We start from the raw sequence: 19,174 nt of genomic DNA on the forward strand, positions 1-19,174 counted from the left end.
GCTCGAGGCTTTCCCGCTCTAGTTCGCGCTCTAAACGCGCTCGAGCTTACTGACAATTTACATAACTACGCCTTACTCACAAGCCAAAACCGGGCTTATGTCGGGTCTATTTTGTGTGAGTTTTCTTAAACGCGCTCCAAAAGACTGATTTCTGCGCTTAGCTACGTCTAACTTGTAAGCAAAAATCGCTCACGGCGTTAGTCTAGGCTATGCTCAAAATCAACCCGTCTTTTTTCGCGCTCTGGGTTTGAAACGCGCTCACTAGAGCAAAGCTCTCACCTAACTACGAATTATTCATAAGCGAAGTGCACTTATTTCATAATTCTAGGTTAGTGCTCGAGGCTTTCCCGCTCTAGTTCGCGCTCTAAACGCGCTCGAGCTTACTGACAATTTACATAACTACGCCTTACTTACAAGCCAAGTTCGGGCTTATGTCGGGTCTATTTTGTGTGAGTTTTCTTAAACGCGCTCCAAAAGACTGATTTCTGCGCTTAGCTACGTCTAACTTGTAAGCAAAAATCGCTCACGGCGTTAGTCTAGGCTATGCTCAAAATCAACCCGTCTTTTGTCGCGCTCTTTTACTTAAGATTTAGTCTGGCGGTTGTCAGGTTGGGTAGGAGTTGTTGGTTGATGAGTGTGTGGCTGTTGATGAGGTAGGTTGTGTCGGTTAATTCGGTGAGTAGTTTGGTTAGGTTGCTGTATTCCTTTAGGCTTTTAGACATGATTTTGGCGAACATTAGGCTTTTTTCTTCAGACATTTTAAATAAAATTTCGGTTTCGAAGTCGTTGGCCATTAATAGGTCGTTTGCGGTAGGTTCAAATTCGGGATTATTTAAGATTAAGGAGATGCCATACTGGCTGCCTTGTTTCAAAGTTCTAGCTAAGGGGCCTTTCATGTTAAAATTCAAGGCTTTGGCATTGTCGATGAAAACGGGTAGAGGATGATACATACTGCCAGAGTTGCGGGCTTCTGCTGCAAAGCCGCTTAGCAGGTAATCCAAGACGAATTTGCGCAAAGGTAAGGAAAATGAGCTGCAACGGATGACGTGCAATTCTCCTTGGCCGTCAAAGAAGTGCCGCCATTTTAAGGTTTCTTGATAAGTGAATGGATCTTGATCAATCAGGTCTTTGAGCTTTGTTAAAATGGCTTTATCAGATAAATAAGTGGGTAAATTAGAAAATTTAAAGGTTGCCGTTTGTTTGGTTAGTCCGGTCAGCATGGCTTGGTTAATCTGTTCCACTTGACTGCCGCTTAAATTAAAAGCTGGTCGGCACATGTCGGTGAGTTGGTTAATTAAGGCTAGGGTCGTGGCTTCAGCGTAATGATTGTTAATGCTTTGACGGATAACGGCAAAAGGATCCAAATGAATTGGGGTTTGATTTAAGCTGAGACTTTTTACTTTAGGGAAATCTTGAGCGGTGAAATAGGCGCGATTTTTGTCTTCTGTTAAGAAAATAACCGCACTTAGATTGGCTTGGGTCATTTGTCGTAGGATCTGTTGGATGAATTTGAATTTGGTAGGACTATCATCCCCGAACAACAATAAGTCTCTATCGGATAATTCGGTGTTACCATAAGGCCAATTGACGATCATTTCACTCGTGGTACTCTTGCCTAGGTAAAACTGCATTGTGGCTGGACTTAAATTTTTAACGGGCAGCGGTCGAGCTGGCTCGTAAGTGGTATTGCCAGCGGTCAAAGCCGCTTGAGGGGATGTCCCATCCGTTTCGGCAGCGTTGGCGTCTGAAGCGGCTTTTTTAGCATGGTGGTTAGTCAGCCGCGTTTCATTTGTGAGATGGGTTTGCAGCAGATCTTTAAGCTGAAAATCAAATTCGGCGCTTTGAATGAGTTTTTGAATTTCCTCAGGGGTATTCAAGACATAAGTGTAAATATCGCTCAAAGGGACGTTAACGATAGTATTGCCGGTGACTTCATCCCGTTGTACGGTTCTAAAGGCATTTTGCGTACTGGCAACAAAACGAAAAGCATCCCCATAATAGCGGTGCAGGCGATGACTTACTTCAAAGTCGGCTCGGAATAAGGCATCTTTAACACTATCTATTTTTTTCAAGATGGTTGGGGCAATGGTGTCTTTAGGCAGTTGCTGTAGGCTCGTTAAAAAGATCCGAGCTAAAAATAGTTTGGTGTAGTCTTGCATAAATGAAGGCCCTAAATCTTCAATCATCGTGGTTAAATTAGCTTCAGCAAACGGCTGAGGGCCTAAAATAATTGGCAGTAAATACATTACGGGATGGGCAATATTTTTAAGATCCAAGCCCATCAGCAAAATGTCATCGGTTGCTAAACCAACTTTGGATAAATTATTGACAGTCAGTAGATTATCGTTCGTATCTAGGCCAAAATCACGGGCGTAATGCCGCAGTATTTTGATGGAAATCGGCAGCCATAAGAAATCTTTTTGATAAAGCAGCCCACTAATTTCTTTGTAGGCAGTGATCTGCTGTAAGCTGGATTTTAAAGCGTTATCTGAAGTATTCACGTCCCAAATATCATTAAATAAATTGTGATAATGTAATAAATTATGAATTTGCGGGATAGCGGCAGCCACTTGATTATGCTGGAAGTATTGCTGCCAAGTCGTGACCTTATTCGTATTTTTTGTAACAGAAATAACATCAAAGGCCAAGGGTTCTACGGCATGGTAACGGTTTAATTCAAGTTTTGGATTATCTTGAAGTTTAGAAACCAGCTCAGCTTTTGGCATAAAGAGCGTTGTTTGATAGCTGCTGGCAATGATCTTATCAGTTTCTTTATCTTCCACCACAGTTTCACGAATGGCCCAGGAATTATGGAGAATATAAGGTGATAACTGATGGTGACAAATCAAGGCCAGTGTATTCCAGATCCCCGCAAAGGTAATTAAGTTGGAGACCGGCCGCTCCAAGTCTTTAGTACCAAAGCCTTGAACGCCGATATTTTCAATCATTGTGGTCTGTTTATTAGGAATCAGACCGTCTAAAGCGAAACTAGGTTTCATATATTGATTCAGCTGATTTAATAATTTGATTTGAGATTGAGGCTGATAAAAAGAAATATGATAAATGGACTGTTCTGTTGTGATCGTTTTAGCAGCATAATATAAACTCAAATTTTGTTGAATCCGCTGAATTAATGCTTGCCAATCAGCGGGATTTAATTCAGTTTTGTCTACCGGTTCGCCTAAAAGATTTTCCAGATCAGTCATCGTTTTTACGGTGAAGAATTTTTCAAACACTTGATCGTCCGGATAATTTTGGAAATGCAGTTCTAATGGGGGGATGATCTCATAATAAGGGCTATGGTCAGCAGTCTTGAAATATTCAATGATGCCCTTTAGAATCGTGCGATCCGGATAAATATGGGCAAAGCGAACGACAAGGGGTTGATCCGCATTTAATTGGAATAAAAACGTATTGTGGCGTCGAAAATTTGTTAAAATTTCAGCTAGAATATGGGCGTAGTTTGCTTTGAGATGATTGGTTTGTTTTGCGGTGAACCGAATCCAATGGTTAAAGTACGAGGTATCTGCTTGATATAAGCTACCTTGCATCATCAAATAAGGCAGGAGCCCCGCCGGTGAAATTTGCGTTTGAATTTTTTCATTGAGGGTTACATCGTCTAACATTTCATCATAGACTAAGCGATAGCTCAGCAGTAATGGCGAAAACGGTGAGAAATAAAAAGCATGTTTCGTTTTAATCGCGCCAATGTAAAATAAATTACGGATTGTTTCCGGAAAGGCAATGTCGTGAAGATGGTTATCGATATGCTGTTGAATTTGCGCTAATAATTGGGTCACGTTATCTTTTAAATATTTTGTCCAAGTGGTTAGACTTAAGGTCATTTCGTTATCCAATAAAAATTGGCAAATTTGGTCTAAAGAGGCTTGAATATCTTCAGGCAGTTTTAAAGGTAACGGTTCAAAATCACCTTGATCATTAAGTTCACCATAAAAATGCTGCTTTTTAATCATTTGCGTTTCAATGTTTAACAGCTGTTGCTGGCTGGCATTCAAATAGTAGACTTTATTTCGTTCAATGAGCTTATCTTGATCAAAATAAATCCCATTTGGTGCTTGGCGGCGCAAATTTTCAATAGCAAAATTAGATAAACTCTGTTTCACAATCCGTTCATGGCTGAACTGAAAGCGCAAAGGTACAAGATGATCATAAATGTTCAACGTTAAAATCGTGAACTCAATTTTAGATTGTTGTTTTAATAGTTCCGAGAAATCTAATTCAGTGGTTTGGCTAATAAAAAACTCTTGCAAGTTTTGTTCAGAAATTGGAATTCGTACGGGATTTTGGTTATTGGCCCCTAGAAAAGTAATCGCTGGTGCATCTGTGTGCAGGACAATTTGATAATAACCGCGATTAGAAACGTCTAGACTGAAAAATGGCGCAATAGTTAAAAAGTATTTTGGATCAAACGGTAAGATAGCAAATTTAAAAATTAAAGGTAAGTGTTCTGAACTGGAACCGTAGTGAATTTGACCATAATAAATTTGATTCGGATCAACGTGTTCAATATTTACAATAATCGTCCGGTTAACAATCTTAATCAGATCGCTGAGGTCGGTTTTGCCTTGAAAGAAAAAAGACTGGTTGTGATCAATGGCATCCGGGTCTAAAGGTGCATTAAACGGTAATCTTAAAATAACTTGATCGCTAATCTGGTTTGGCTTTAAGAAGGCCAAAATACTATATTCTTTAGCACTGTGATTTTGTGTTGGTTCATCGGCATAGTGTTTTTGCTGCAGCCAGAAAGTGAAGTGTTGATTCAGCCGTTGAATTTTGTCGGCTTCTAACTGGATTTTAATGCCCGTTTTCTTTAAGAAATTTTGCCGAGCAGCCGTAATTTGATCATAGGTTAAATCGGACCAATTGGCTAAATTCTGATATTTTTGATAATCCTTTGGGTTTTCAAAGTAGACATAGTTATCAATATGCTGTTCGGGACTGTTATTAACGATAATTTGTTTTAATTCTGAAAACAGCTTTTGATTGCTTAATAAGCGCTTGGTGGTGGTCGCTGCGCTCGTTTGTTTTAATTCTGGGTCGTAAAACATTTGATGGGCAACGTAATCGGTAGCGGTTAAAGCGTCTTTTTTATAGAGTTGATAAATGGCCGCCAACTGCTGCGGTAATTGATCGGTTTTAGTTCTCAAAACCCGGTGTAAAATATCAGATACGACGGCACGTTCACCGGCTTTTAAAGGGGAGGCTGCATTGGCCAGCTTTAGACCGTTTAAAATATTATCTAAGGCAAAAGGCCCGCCGCTATCTTCTAAATCCCGCGCATTATAAATAATGTTAGGTGTGGCTTCGGTGATCAGATAAATAATCATAGTTTGTTTAAAAATAGCTTGTTGGCGTGTGACGAGATGCTGTAAATTTAATAGGAAATTGGTATGTGTGCGTTGACCTAATGGGACAATAATAGCCTTAAGCTGGTCTTGTTCTAATGCAATCGTTTGATAAATACTATGGCCGTTATTTACAATAAACGGTTTGACAGGCATTGTTTTTGTTTGTTGAATTTCATTAAATAATTGATCAACCGCTGCTTGGCTTTCCAGGGCTAAATAATAACGGCTGCCCGCTTTAAAATGGCCATCGTGGAGCCAGTTAGTAAGCTGTACGACTAAAAAATCAAAATAATCTTCGTCCAAGGTCACCCCTCCTTGTCTTTATGAATTGGGAACATTTTCAGTGATTTTTAAAGATGCGATTAGTGCCTGGGCAAATTGATCAAACTCAGCGACACTTTGACGGTCTTGCGGTCGTAAGACATAATTTTTTGAAATATGATAAAACAACTCAAATAACGCTAAAGTTAGCTGAAATTGATAATGATGCTCACCGACAGAATCTGTGGCGGCTAAGTGAATGGTAATCGTTGTCTGCGCCACGGACATATAATAAATTGAAATATTTAAAGGATTAATTTTTTGCTGTTTGGCTAGATCAATATTTGCGCCAGCTGAACCTGGTGCATGATACCAGGCTTTTAACCCGGCATAACAGTATTTTGCTAAGGCCTCGTTAAAGTACCCTTGTTGAACTTGTAAATAACTATTTAAATAAAAATCATAAGTTTTATCAGTAAAGAGTTGGGCATTATGGTCGAATAAAAACAAGATTCGGAGCAATAGTTTTGTATGCACCACATCAGAAGTGGGTTTATCAACATAATAACTATAAAAATCGCTGACCCAGTTGCTTGGTAAACTGTGATTGTTTAAGGCACTTAAGACATATTCGCTTTTATCGGACACTTTGTGAAAGCTCCCCAGCAAAATGGCGAGTTCCGGATTGCGCAGAACTATCGGATCACAAGCTGCAAGGCCTTTTAAAATTCGTGTTTGCGGCTTGGGTGGAAACATTAGGAAAAACAAGGTGTTATAAAGTGGCGGTCGACCAATGTTTGGCATAGCAATATCGTGGAGAAAGGTTAAAATTTCACGAATGGAAAAAATAGCGTTATCCGCTAACTGGGCTTTGATGAGCAAATATTTAATGCTGCTGAGCACTTGCGGATGTGTCAAAATATAATAATTTGTGTGCAAAGTAGAGTGGATATTTTGGTTGGTATCCGCTTGATAGGCTTGGTAAAAGGGATTCTTATAAGCATTGGCCGCAAAGATCTTACTTGTCAGCTGATCAAATAGGGCATTTTGAGTTGAGATACTATCCAAAGGACAGGCGGGTTCATCGTCCACAAAAATAATTTGAATGGTCCGCGTAATGACATTTCGTGGTTGATTGTCTAAAATCTTAGTGGCTTGGATTAAGTTGACTAGTTCAGTGTAGGTGCCTAATTTATTCGCCAAACGGTAAAACCGTTTTAATAGATCCGTATGAATAGTCATCAACTGATGGTAAGTCGTTTTAGCAGTGAGCCCCCGGTCGCTGAAGTTATGAAAATCTCGTAACAGCCGTTGATCCATCGGGACTTCAGCGTTGTTGCCTAAACCGGCATCATCTTTAACATGTAAATTTGGGAGTTCAAATAATTTTGATTTTTTAGTGCGTAATGCTGCTAATAACTGTGATTTGCCAGTCCCGCTGGCGCCACAAATCAAAGTTAGACTGCGATTGCTGCCTTCAAGCGTTCCTAAAAGATCGGTTAAGATGGTCTCAGCAGGTAAAGGAACGTTTAAGTAACTTTGTAAATCCGTTAACTCGGTATAGCCGTCCACAACAGATATTGCCGAGGAAATATCCAATTGGCTAAACAATTGGGATAATCGACTTTCGTTAGACGTCTGGGTATCTTTTGCAGCGGCTGAAACTTGGTAGTAGTCCAGTAATTCTTGTAGCACCTGTAATGTTTTTTGGTCAATCATTTCGGGACGATTTATAAATTGCGTTAAGTATTGTAATCGTTGTAAAGAACGTTCAGGAATTAGATTATTTTGATTTAAGAGTTGTAAAATATCGTTAAAGTATTGTGGGGTGATAGGTAAAGCGCGAATAATAGGAAATTGATATTTCAAAGCTGCGATTAATTTTTGCAAAAGTTGGTCAAATGTTACTCGGTTCTTTGCCATGGCGCGATACCTCCTTTTTGAAGTTAACTTGCCTAATATTAACATTTTAATGAAGCTTTATTTAAGCATAAATTGTTGATTTTTCAACGAGATATGATCTGTGATTTAGTGAACGAAATAGATCATAAAAATAATGAGTTTTTATAAGAAAATTGGCCCTATAGGAATAAATTGTAGCAAAAAATAGCAATAAATTACATAGAAAAAGAGATTTAATTCGTAGACGCGTTAAGGACATTTTTTTACGGACAAATAAATAGAACCAGACTTTTCCCAGATTTGGGGATTGACTGGTTCTAATGTTGTGGCGTTAAGGTGTGCATAGCTACTGAATTGGGTTTCTCTAGAATTTTTAAGAAATTTTAGCGCTATTTTGTATTAAATTGGCTTTTAATAATTCTAAGTTCGCTTCACTTAAAGTGGGCGTGCTGTCTTTGACTAAGATCATCAGTGCTTTGATAAAAAAATGCGTTTGTTTTTGATAAAAAAGACTTTTCTGTAAAGGCGTAAGATCAAGTGTTGTTAGATCAAAACCAACTTCTTCAAACAACCAATGGGCTATTAAAGGATTCGCGAGGAGATAGTCAAAGTCTTTGATCATTTCAGTTTTATCAGACCAAAGCTGTTCGGGTAAGATTTCACGATGCGTCAAAATTTTATCATAGACATAATCTTGATAGCGTGATAGCTTTAAGTTTTGATTATTAATAACTTGCTTTTCTAAAACTAAAAGATCTTGATAGTTCAGATTTTTCATCCTAAACACCTTCTTTTTTGGAACCTGTGCGTTTAAATAACTAAGTTAATATGAATTATTTAGTGTAATTATATTTTAAGACAAAATAATGTATTGGGACTTCCAAAAATTTTAATTTCTACTAGGCTTTTTGAAAGTATTTAAAGTAAACGGAGGGATAGATTCATGGCAGTAAAAAAATATTATGCAGTGGCCCGGGGACGTAAAGTTGGTATTTTTACCGATTGGCCGACAACCGAAAGATTAGTTCGCGGCTATCAAAATGCCCGATATAAAAGTTTTACCGATCGTGCCAGCGCTGAGGCTTTTATTCAAGAAAATCAGCACAGCAGTCGTCCACAAGCAGTAGGTAAATCGGCCAAACCAGCAAAATCAGCTGAGGTTGTTGACCTAACCCAAGCAACAGCTGTATTTTTTACCGATGGCGGTTCACGGAATACCGGTAACGTTGCCGGGGGGCATGTGAAGGCCACAGATAAAGCAGCTTGGGCTTATTTAATCGAGTATCAAGGGCAGAAAATTGCAGATTCAGCTGGCGAATATGGTGCGACCAACAATCGGATGGAGATTATGGCATTGCGCAATGCGCTGCAGAAATTTATTGCGCTAGATTTGAATCACGAAAAATTGATTGGTATTTTGGACTCGCGCTACGTGCTGGATGCGGTTAACAAAGGCTGGTTGCAAGGTTGGCAGCGGCGGGGCTTTAAAAAAGCAGATGGGACACCACCGCTAAATGTGGCATTATGGCAGGAAATCAGTCAGTTGTTACCGGCATTCACCGCCTTAACTTTAACTTGGACAAAGGGCCACGCTACAAATACAGGGAATGTTTATGTGGATCAGTTGTTGAATCAGACGATGGATCAAATGCAATAAAACAGTTATTGGTGATAAAAAAAGGGCTAGATCAAATTTTGATCTAGCCGCGCAAACGCTAACTTAATTTTTAGAGCGTCACCGTTTTAAATATAAGCCGCCGATTAAAAGTAAAAGGCAGCCACTGGTAATGAGGCTGATAATCAACCAAATTTTAGCCCAGTCAGGTCCAGTTGCTGTTTGAATTTTTTTTTCGTCCACCGCTTGTCGGGTTTGGTTACTGATCGTAAAGGTTCGGTTTAAATGAAAAACCTTCGCACCAGAAGTAAGCCGCAATTTTAACCGATAAGTACCAGTGGGTAAGGGCTGCTGGTTGGTGGCGATTTTGTGTCTTAAAGTGGAATTGGGTGCCATTTCAAAATCTTTAACCATTTGGCGCAGTAAGGCTTTAGTGGTGCCTTTTTTATAGACGGCAGCCTCTATTTTAATTTTACCGAACATAACGGGACTGGCATTATGGACAACGGCCACTAATTCAGGTTGGCCGCCAGCAGATTGCAGCGACACCTTGTCCAAACTAAGTTGAGGTAAAAGTGGGGTTTGTTTTTCAGCACGAATCATGATCGGAATAATCATCGAAAATTCATTTTGAATTTGGGTCGTCGTTTTTTGTGCCGCTTTAGGCAGACGATGAACATAAATACTACCTAAAAGGGTCCCGATCAGATCAGTTTTTGGTAACTGAATTTGATAAGTAACGGCCTGTTTGGTGTTAGGTGCTAATGAAAACTTTTGGATCGCTGATTGATCCGAGACAAGCAGTTCGGGGAGAGTATGGGCCAAACTTTTATCTTTTGGCTGATCTGTAGGGATGTAATTGATTCGACCATAACTGGAAGTCGTGGCTGTTAACAAGCGGGCTTCAAAGTCTAAAGTCTCCGTAGCGCTTAAATTCGCCACTTGGGTGGTCAATGTATAGCGTTGCTGGGGTTGGGCAATGAGTGAGAAATAATCTAGGGTCGTATCTGATTGTGCGGCGCTATGAATCGGGGTAATTGTAAAATCAGCGCCAGCAGCCGTTACGGTTTTGGGGGCTTGTAAAGCAATAAAGCAGCTTAAAGTACTTAAGATTAGAAATAACAGCCCTTTTTTTAAAAACATGAAACGCTCCTTATCAAAATGTTAGGGGGAAGTTTAACTAATAATAATCATAATATCTAAAATATAATACTATATTATGACTAAAAAATCTAGATTCAAAATTATAATAGTGGGCGATTATTTTTGGAATAAGTGATTTTAAAGGTGATAGGGCACGAGATTATTTAAGTAACGAATATTTTTAGAATATATCCTGTTGAGTTTCGTTTTTTGACAATTTCAGCAAACAGCTTATACTATTTAGTGAAATTAGATACAATTCTTTTTTAATATGTCGCATATTCGGCAACATTATTCAGCGGCTGACCACTTTGGGCAGTCGCCTCGTTTTTTTTTGAAATAAGTTATAAATATTTTTAGGATAGGGTGCAATGGAAAATAGAAAAAAATTCAGCTGGTCGATCATCTTTTCGATATTATCAACATTAGTGTTGACCGGCGTTGTAGTGGCTGCTTTTCATCTACTCAGTGATCAGACGTATATGCAGGGACCAAGTTTTTGGCTTGTCTGGAATACAAAGGTATTGGCGGTTTTGGCCAGTGTGGGCGTTCCAATAGTGATTGGCATGACTTATACAGCTAAGTCGCCGATACCGCATCGGGGTGTTTTGTGTCTGTTAATTTTGGACTTAATAGTTCAAATGCTGACACCAACTTTTAGCGCTCAAATTATCACTGAAACAGAACTATATTTACTTCGGGGCAGTACGGGTATCTTTTTAGCTTATATTGGGTTATTAATCATCGGGCCAACAATTATTAAGGAACTTGATCGGCATGAACTAATTACAATTCGTCGAGGGATTATTATAGTTTTTACCATCTTTGTTGTTGGTAATGTGGTTTTAAATCAAGATATTTTAGGCTTTCGGCAAGGACAAAATTTAATTTGGTATCTTTACTTATTTGTTATTGGTTATTGGCTCAAACGTGAAGATTGGTCCCAGGTCAAACGGCGTCAACTATGGCTAGGCTGGAGTGTCACCCTTATTGCTTCGGGGCTTTTCGCATGGCTGACAACGAACAAAGTTTATTATGATCCTCATCATGGCTTATCGTTATCAGACCATTATTTGGGCAGCATTATTAGCAGTCAGCCGCTATTTTTGATTTTTGCAGTGCTGACCTTCATTTTGATCCGTCAAAAACTAAAACGATCAATTATGGTGACGATGCCATCGCTATTATCATTTGGTTTTGTACTGATTTTGGCGAATAATCCGAAATTATTAATTGTGACCATGTCCGGCCTACATCATAGCGTTTGGACGTTGCCCATCGGCGTACATTTATTACTAATTTTAGGTTTAGCTGCTATTTTTGTGCTGGTTGTCCAGCTGGCATATCAGCAGCTGACACGGTTAAATCAAAATATCTTACCGCTAAAAAATTTTAAATTTGATCTTAATCACGTGCACCAGTATTTAAAACGGGTCTTAGTAGCTTGGCATTTTTGGCTGCCATTGGGTCTGGCCTGGCTCATGACGGTTTTATCCATGGGCCGGCTGTGGTCGTGGGATTGGAGTATGATTCAGTGGCTGGTGTTGCACCGTGAAGCTATTATTTTTGTGAACATTGCCATTGTTTTTGCTATTTTTGGTATTTTCTGGGCGTTGTTTAATACTTACTGGTATGCGTTTGCGTTTACTTTTGGCGCTTATGCGATTTGGCTGATTGCCAGTTTTATTAAGATTGACTATCGTGCAGAACCGATTTTACCATCCGACATGTCCATGCTGACCTCTGTTTCCGAATTGTTGAATATGGTTTCCAAAAATACCATTATTTGGGCGGTCATTGGGCTAGCGCTGTTGATCGGTTTGGCGATTTTTATACAGCATATTGATCGGCCGCATTTGAGGTTGAACTTGAAAAAAAGAGTGGCTTTATTATTAATTGCCAGTGCCGCTCTAGCTAGTTTTTATACCGCCAATCATCCCAAAACACCGATTGCTTTATTGTTAGATGAAATTGAAGACCGGCCTTACTTTTTTGCGCAGTTACGAGGGGCTAAGTTAAATGGGACGTTACTGCAATTTGCGAATAACTTAGATGTTAAGATCATGGCAGAACCTAAGGGGTACTCTGAGGCTAGGATGCAAGCTTTGGCTAAAAAGTACCAAAAAGTCGCTGATGAAATAAACAAGACACGTTCTGAAACGAATTTAAAAGATCAGACGGTCATCTTTAATTTGAGCGAAAGCTTCGCCGATCCATCACGAGTGCCGAATTTAAAAGTCAGCAGTGACCCAATTCCTTTTGTGCACCAGATGAAAGCTAACACTGCTTCTGGCTTAATGTTAAGCAGTGGTTATGGCGGCGGGACAGCCAATGTGGAATATCAAACACTCACTGGCTTAGCGATCAATAATTTCTCACCTACCTTACCAACGCCTTATTCACAGCTCGTACCTTATCAGACAGTCTCACCAGCATTTACCAATTTATTTAATTACAAAGTGGGGATTCATCCTTTTTCGGCGAATCTCTATAGTAGAAAGCAAGTTTATAAGAAATTTGGCTTTAATAAGTTTTACCATCTAAATGGCGGTGATCCACTGTCTTATACGGCTAAAATTGATAACAGCCCTTATATTTCAGATGCATCGGCTTATGCTCAGACATTAAAAGTTTTAAATGATCATCAAGGTGGCCAGTTTATCAATTTAGTGACGATGCAAAATCATATGCCGTTTGACGCTTATTATAAAGAAACGAATTATACGGTCAGCGGGACAGCTTATACAAGTGATACCCGTAAGCAGCAAATTGAAAACTATATCCAAGGGATTCACTATACGGATACAGCGCTAAAAGAATTTATTCAAAAAATTGATCAGTTGCAACGACCAATTACTTTGATCTGGTACGGCGATCATTTGCCGGGCATCTATAATGGCAATGCGATGCAAACCTATGGACTGCAATTACATGAGACAGACTATTTTGTGTATAGTAATCGCTATAGCCGTCAGCAAGATCGAACGCTGCCGAAGACAAAAATTGTCAGTCCTAACAACTTTCCAGCGATGGCGCTAGCAAAAATGAATATGAAAGTTTCACCTTATTATGCCCTACAGACAAAAGTCTATACGGATTTGCCGGCGATGACTTTAGATTCCTTTAATTCAGCAAAAAATAATACGGTTAATGCCAGCTCGGAATACGTCTCTGAAACAGGTAAAGTAGTCAGCAAATTGACTAAGAAACAGCAAACCCTAATGGATGATTACCAATTACTGCAGTATGACATAACCGCTGGCGAACAGTACGCTTTAAAGAATAATTTCATGACCCAGCCAAAATAAACGAACCTGAACTAGCGCAGAAAAATCTAGCCGCTACAATAAATAGCTTGCATTAAAAGACACAAACTTTTAATGCCGGCTATTTTTAGTTAAAAAGCCGATTAAATATGTGATTTTAGCATTTAATTCTATGATGATCGTGCTATACTTTGTTATAGTAAGTGAATTAAAACACAATAGCTTAATTTGGAGGGCTGCTTTTTGACAACTGATAATATGATCTATAAGAGAAGATCTATCCGTGATTTCCGTAAAGAACCATTACCAGATGAGGTGATCACAAGTATTGTAGAAGACGCCAGTCATGCGGCTTCATGGCAAAACACCCAATCATGGCAAGTGTATGTCGCTAAAGGACAAGCTTTAGCACAAATTCACACCCAGTTTTTGGCTGCAGCACAAGCGGACCAGGCCAGTGTTACAGATTTGACGACACCGCATATGGCCCAGCGTTCAGCATTGTCTAAGAGCAACATTGAACAATGGCGGACCGCGGTGGAAGCTGCAGTGGGCCAAGGCGATGCCGCTTGGGCGAAGTTTGCTCAAGCCGGGACCGACTTTTTTAACGCACCCGCAGTGGCCTTTATTACGGCCAGTTCTCAGACGAGTGAATTTACAATTTATGATATGGGTGCTTTCGGTCAAACGCTTATGTTAGCTGCGGCTGATCGAGGTGTCGGTTCGATTGCGGCCTATAATTTAGTGAAGTATCCGGAAATTATTAAAAAAGTATTGGCTATTCCGGCGACCGAAGAAGTCGTCATTGGGATTGGTCTGGGGTATGCTTCTGATAGTCCCATCAATGATGTTTATACAAAACGGATGTCGGTTGCTAATATTTTGCATATTAAAGACTAAGCTAAACCGTAACTTCAATTAAAAAAATCATGAAAAAAGGACTGGCCAAATTTTGACCAGTCCTTTTTATTAACCAAATAAATTGGTAAAGAAGTTTTTAACATTTGTCCAAAGCTGTTGGAAGAAGTTCCGATTTTCTTGAGTGTCTAATTTATTGAAGATATCCTTGGCATTCGCCACAATATCCGTCGATAATTTTTTGGCCTGTGCCTTAAAATCAGAGGAACTTAAGGCCCCAGAGTCTCGAACCTCTACTAATAGGTTAACAATTTGCTGTTTTTGATTGTTGGTAATGACATTTTGCAAGTTGTTTTTTTCGATTTGATTATTAACAATCGTTGTAATGTCACCTGTCGAAATATTAGTGCCTTCTTTAGCCATCTGAGTTTTAGCGCCAGCCACGGCATTATTTAACTGTTCGTCGGTGTAGCCATCTTTATCCTTATTGGCATCGGTAATATCACTGAGCGTATTGATTTCATTTTGAGCGGCGTTCACTTGTTTTTGATTTAAGTTGGCACCATTTTGCGCAAAGGCTGCATAGACGCCAGCTAACGCGCCAGAACCGTCAATTGGGACGGCTGAAGTGACATAAATATTGGCATCGGAGACCCCGGCGGTTAAAGCGGCATTTTTATATTGGTCTTCGGTGATGGTTGTAATATTGTTTTTACCGTTGTAGGGTAGAATCTGAACGTTGATACCCGAACCACTGCTGGTTTTTTCAATGGCAGCACTAGACCAAACATTGGAACTACTGGTGAAACTGCTACCAGAGGGATTCAGATAGGTTACTAAAGTATCGCCAGTGACGGTCAATGTCTGATAATCACTGCTATCAGATAGATTCTTAGTTAATGTATCAATAGTGCCTTGTTTTTGACTGTCGGTTAAGGTAGTCCCTAAAGTAACGACAGCGTTTTGCCACGTATCGGCAGCTTGGGCGGTTTGGGTGCGACTCGTCAAAGTACCAACGGTAACGAGTCCCATGAGTAACAGCCAAAGCGTCAATGTACGTTTTTTAAGCATGATCAAAATCCTTTCTCGTGCTAAATTGCGGGATCAACCTTAAATATATCAAAAAAATATGAAGAAATTATGGTGATGATAATGATTCAAATTCGTCCGCAACAAGTAGCAGGTATCCCAATTTTAGAAGTTGTTGAAGCCAAACAACGCGGGCAAGCACTGCCCTGTGTTATATTTTACCATGGTTGGCGGTCTACCAAGGCATTAGTTCTGACGCAGGCCCGTAAATTAGCAGCTAAGGGTTTACGCGTTATTTTACCAGATGCCTTGAATCACGGCGAACGGTCGATAACGGCAATTTCTGAAATTCCATCATTTACTTTTTGGCAGAGCATCCAAGGTAATTTGGCAGAATTCAGCGTCTTGGTGAATTTTTTGAAAACAGAACAATTACTATTAGATGATCAAATCAGTGTTGGCGGGGTTTCCATGGGGGGCATTACAACTTGTGCGTTGTTGGCCAGTCATCCCGAAATTAAAAAGGCCGCTTGCATCATGGGGACGCCCCAGCCCTTGTTATATCGGGAACGGGTGATTCAACAAGCGACGCACTTTAAAAGATTTGTTTCCTCAGATTTACGGCCGTTGACGGACTGGCTAGCAGCCTATGATTTGAGCCGACAACCAGAAAAAATTGCCCAGCGTAAAGTTTTGTTTTGGCATGGGACTGAAGATACAAAAATTGCGTTTCGGGATGCTTATGAATTTTATGCTCGGCACAAACCAACGACGTATGGCGCAAATATGAATTTTATTATTGGCCGTGAGCAGGGCCATCTCGTGAAGCCAGTAACAATGGATAGTGTGGCTGACTTTTTTGCTGAGGATTAAAGTGAGGTTGGTTAAATGAGATTATGATGAGACAGACGTGAGCCCACTTTAATCATTGTTAAAATAACGATTGTGTACAATTGAATCCGCTAACATTTTTTTAGTTATCCTGAAATTTCTTATTGACTTCTCATCAAGAATGGCATACCTTTAAAGTAGTAATTGAGAATTGTTTTCAATTGTGTCGCCAGGCATAATTGTTGTTATAGATAAACGGGGGATGATACTGTGATACCATTGACAGAAGGCCAAATCGGTATGGTTTATATGGTTACCAATAACCCAAAGATAAATCAGGGGAACCAGCATTTACGCGATCTAGGATTTGTATCTGGTGCAGAAATTCACATTATTTCTACAACGAAAGATTCGATGATTGTGATGGTCCGTGGTAGCCGCTTAGCTTTAAATAAAGAAACCGCTGCACTAGTCTCAATTGAACCGCACAAAGAGGGCAGTCAATCAGACTGGGCATCTTTAGATAAAATACAAGTTGGTAAATCCGGTCGTGTCGGCGCCATTTTAGGCAAAGGCGCGGTGAAACGTCGTTTGATGGATATGGGCATTACCCGAGGTGTATCAATTATGGTTCGCAAAGTAGCGCCATTAGGTGATCCGATACAAGTTAACATCCGTGGTTATGAACTTAGTTTGCGTAAAGCAGAAGCTCAGATGATCCTTGTTGAGGAGGAAACACATGACTAATATCGAACTCGCCCTAGCAGGCAATCCCAATTGTGGGAAAACCACCGCTTTTAACGCTTTAACTGGTGCCAATCAATATGTTGGGAACTGGCCAGGTGTTACCGTTGAAAAAAAAGCGGGCAAATTAAAAAAAGATAAAAATATTGTCTTACAAGACTTACCAGGCATATACTCTTTAGCGCCTTACTCACCTGAAGAAATTGTCGCTAGAGATTACTTAATAGATGATCACCCCACAGCGATTTTGGATATTGTGGATGCAACAAATATTGAACGCAACCTTTACTTAACGATGCAGCTGATGGAAACTGGTTTGCCAGTTGTTGTCGGCATGAATATGATGGACGTTGTTGCAAAGCAAAACAAACAATTTAATTTAGAAAAATTAGCTTATGGCTTAGGGGTGCCGGTAGTGGGCATTTGTGCGCTAAAAGGCAAAGGCTTAAATGAAATTGTTGATAAAGCGGTTACAGCTATCGATGTGCCTTTTGATGAAGATCGTTATCCTCGTTATGACAAGCGCTTAGAAGCAGCGATTAGTGAGATTGAAGCGATTATTAAAGCCTTAGTCCCTTATGATCGCCGGCGTTGGTTTGCTATTAAATTATTTGAACGGGATGTCCGTGTATTTGAGCAAGTTAACTTGACCGATACACAGGCTGCAGATATTGAAGATATTATCAAAACAACTGAAAAGATTTTTACAGATGATAGCGAAAGCATCATGATTGATGAACGTTATGCATTTGTTTCACAAGTGGTTAATCTGGCAGTTGTTAAGAAAAATGACTTTTCATTAAGTACAAGTGATAAAATCGACCGGATTGTCACTAATCGTTTCTTAGCATTACCGATTTTTGCCCTTGTAATGTGGCTTGTTTATTATTTATCAATTCAAACTGTGGGCACGATTGGGACGGATTGGGTCAATGATGTTTTGTTCGGCCAATGGATTCCTAATTCTGTGACGCCAATGTTAGCCAGCTGGTCGGTAGCCCCTTGGATGCAAAGTTTGATTATTGATGGGATTATCGGCGGGGTTGGCTCCGTTGTTGGCTTTTTACCACAGTTAATTGTGCTATTTATTTGTTTGGGTATTTTGGAAGACTGCGGCTACATGGCTCGAATTGCTTTTGTCATGGATCGTATGTTCCGTAAATTTGGTTTATCTGGGAAATCCTTTATTCCAATGCTTGTGGCGACAGGTTGTGGGGTACCCGGGATTATGGCTAGCCGGACAATTGAAAGTGAAAATGATCGACGCATGACGATTATGGTGACAACATTTATGCCGTGTTCAGCTAAGTTGACCATTATTGCGTTAGTCGCTGGGGCGTTCTTCCCACAAAGTTCATGGGTTGCGCCATCTGCTTATTTTGTTGGTATTTTTGCAATTGTTGCGTCTGGTATCTTCTTGAAGAAAACCCGGTTGTTTGCAGGTGATCCAGCACCATTCATTATGGAATTACCAACGTATCACGTGCCACAATTTGGCAATGTGAGTCGGCAAGTTTGGGAACGAAGCCGTTCATTTATTAAAAAAGCCGGTACAATTATCTTCGTCAGCTGTATTATTATTTGGTTCCTTTCTAACTTTAACTTCACGATGCAGATGGTTCCAGAAACACAAAGTATGTTGGCTGCTATCGGTAGTTTCATCGCAATTATCTTTGCCCCATTAGGCTTTGATAACTGGCGGGCTGCTGTAGCTGTCATCACTGGTTTAGTTGCAAAAGAAAACGTTGTTGGTACTTTTGGGGTATTATATAGTAAAGCAGGTATTGGCGAAACAGGGCGTCAAATTTGGCCATTGATGCGTCAAGCATTCACACCAGCTGCAGGCTATGCATTCTTAGTATTTAACTTGTTATGTGCCCCATGTTTCGCGGCTGTTGGTGCAATGCGTCGGGAATTTAATGACGTAAAATGGACATTGACGGCAGTGGCTTATCAATGTGGTTTAGCGTATGTCGTTAGTTTGATGATCTACCAATTTGCACATTGGATCTTTGAAGGCGGGACGTTTACTGTTGGTACAGGGGTCGCATTTGTAATTCTAGCCCTTTGTACTTATGGATTGTTTATCTATAAACCAAAACATTTGCACAATGCAGAATCACTTTCTGCTGCAGAATTATAGTAAGGAGGCATTC

General features: G+C 39.9%; 11 protein-coding genes. 6 read left to right on the forward strand and 5 right to left on the reverse strand.

Features of this window, described 5'->3' with window-relative positions:
* Positions 1-578: 578 nt before the first annotated feature.
* The 3 genes from EKM93_RS11825 to EKM93_RS11835 all read right to left on the reverse strand — a co-directional run bounded on the left by EKM93_RS11825 (position 579) and on the right by EKM93_RS11835 (position 8,310).
* Positions 579-5,672 (reverse strand): hypothetical protein, encoded by a 5,094-nt coding sequence (locus tag EKM93_RS11825; RefSeq protein ID WP_125715784.1) that lies wholly within the window; start codon positions 5,670-5,672, stop codon positions 579-581.
* Positions 5,673-5,690: 18 nt separating this feature from the next.
* Positions 5,691-7,553: a DNA phosphorothioation-dependent restriction protein DptF gene (gene dptF, locus EKM93_RS11830; RefSeq protein WP_164507085.1), complete on the reverse strand. Its 1,863-nt coding sequence runs from the start codon at positions 7,551-7,553 to the stop codon at positions 5,691-5,693.
* Between the two features lie 352 nt (positions 7,554-7,905).
* Positions 7,906-8,310, reverse strand: coding sequence for a hypothetical protein (locus EKM93_RS11835; protein ID WP_125715786.1), 405 nt, complete (start codon positions 8,308-8,310; stop codon positions 7,906-7,908).
* Positions 8,311-8,475: 165 nt separating this feature from the next.
* Between EKM93_RS11835 and EKM93_RS11840 the strand changes: the two genes are divergently transcribed.
* A complete protein-coding gene (locus EKM93_RS11840) occupies positions 8,476-9,189 on the forward strand; it encodes a ribonuclease H family protein (RefSeq protein ID WP_125715787.1) in 714 nt (237 codons plus the stop codon).
* A 78-nt stretch (positions 9,190-9,267) separates the two neighbouring features.
* Here EKM93_RS11840 and EKM93_RS11845 read toward each other — a convergent pair whose 3' ends face one another.
* On the reverse strand, positions 9,268-10,290 hold the full coding sequence (locus tag EKM93_RS11845; RefSeq protein WP_125715788.1) for a DUF3324 domain-containing protein: 1,023 nt from the start codon (positions 10,288-10,290) through the stop codon (positions 9,268-9,270).
* A 371-nt stretch (positions 10,291-10,661) separates the two neighbouring features.
* Between EKM93_RS11845 and EKM93_RS11850 the strand changes: the two genes are divergently transcribed.
* Entirely contained in the window at positions 10,662-13,598 is a 2,937-nt protein-coding gene (locus EKM93_RS11850; RefSeq protein WP_125715789.1) for an LTA synthase family protein, read from the forward strand.
* Positions 13,599-13,799: 201 nt separating this feature from the next.
* Complete coding sequence (locus EKM93_RS11855; RefSeq protein ID WP_125715790.1) at positions 13,800-14,456, forward strand: nitroreductase; 657 nt, start codon at positions 13,800-13,802, stop codon at positions 14,454-14,456.
* A 69-nt stretch (positions 14,457-14,525) separates the two neighbouring features.
* On the opposite strand, the gene EKM93_RS11860 is transcribed toward EKM93_RS11855, so the two are convergent.
* Positions 14,526-15,485 carry a DUF1002 domain-containing protein gene (locus EKM93_RS11860; protein ID WP_191988500.1) on the reverse strand — a complete coding sequence of 320 codons (960 nt, stop codon included), beginning with the start codon at positions 15,483-15,485 and terminating at the stop codon, positions 14,526-14,528.
* A gap of 78 nt (positions 15,486-15,563) precedes the next feature.
* On the opposite strand from EKM93_RS11860, the gene EKM93_RS11865 reads away from it, so the two are divergent.
* The 3 genes from EKM93_RS11865 to feoB all read left to right on the forward strand — a co-directional run bounded on the left by EKM93_RS11865 (position 15,564) and on the right by feoB (position 19,161).
* Positions 15,564-16,316, forward strand: a complete 753-nt coding sequence (locus EKM93_RS11865) for an alpha/beta fold hydrolase (RefSeq protein WP_125715823.1) — start codon at positions 15,564-15,566, stop codon at positions 16,314-16,316.
* 228 nt (positions 16,317-16,544) lie between these two features.
* Complete coding sequence (locus EKM93_RS11870; protein ID WP_125715791.1) at positions 16,545-17,021, forward strand: FeoA family protein; 477 nt, start codon at positions 16,545-16,547, stop codon at positions 17,019-17,021.
* Positions 17,014-19,161, forward strand: a complete 2,148-nt coding sequence (gene feoB / locus EKM93_RS11875) for a ferrous iron transport protein B (protein ID WP_125715792.1) — start codon at positions 17,014-17,016, stop codon at positions 19,159-19,161. The genes EKM93_RS11870 and feoB overlap by 8 nt, the downstream gene beginning before the upstream one ends.
* Positions 19,162-19,174 lie beyond the last annotated feature (13 nt).

This window comes from Agrilactobacillus yilanensis (assembly GCF_003946725.1).
Classification (GTDB): Bacteria; Bacillota; Bacilli; order Lactobacillales; family Lactobacillaceae; genus Agrilactobacillus; species Agrilactobacillus yilanensis.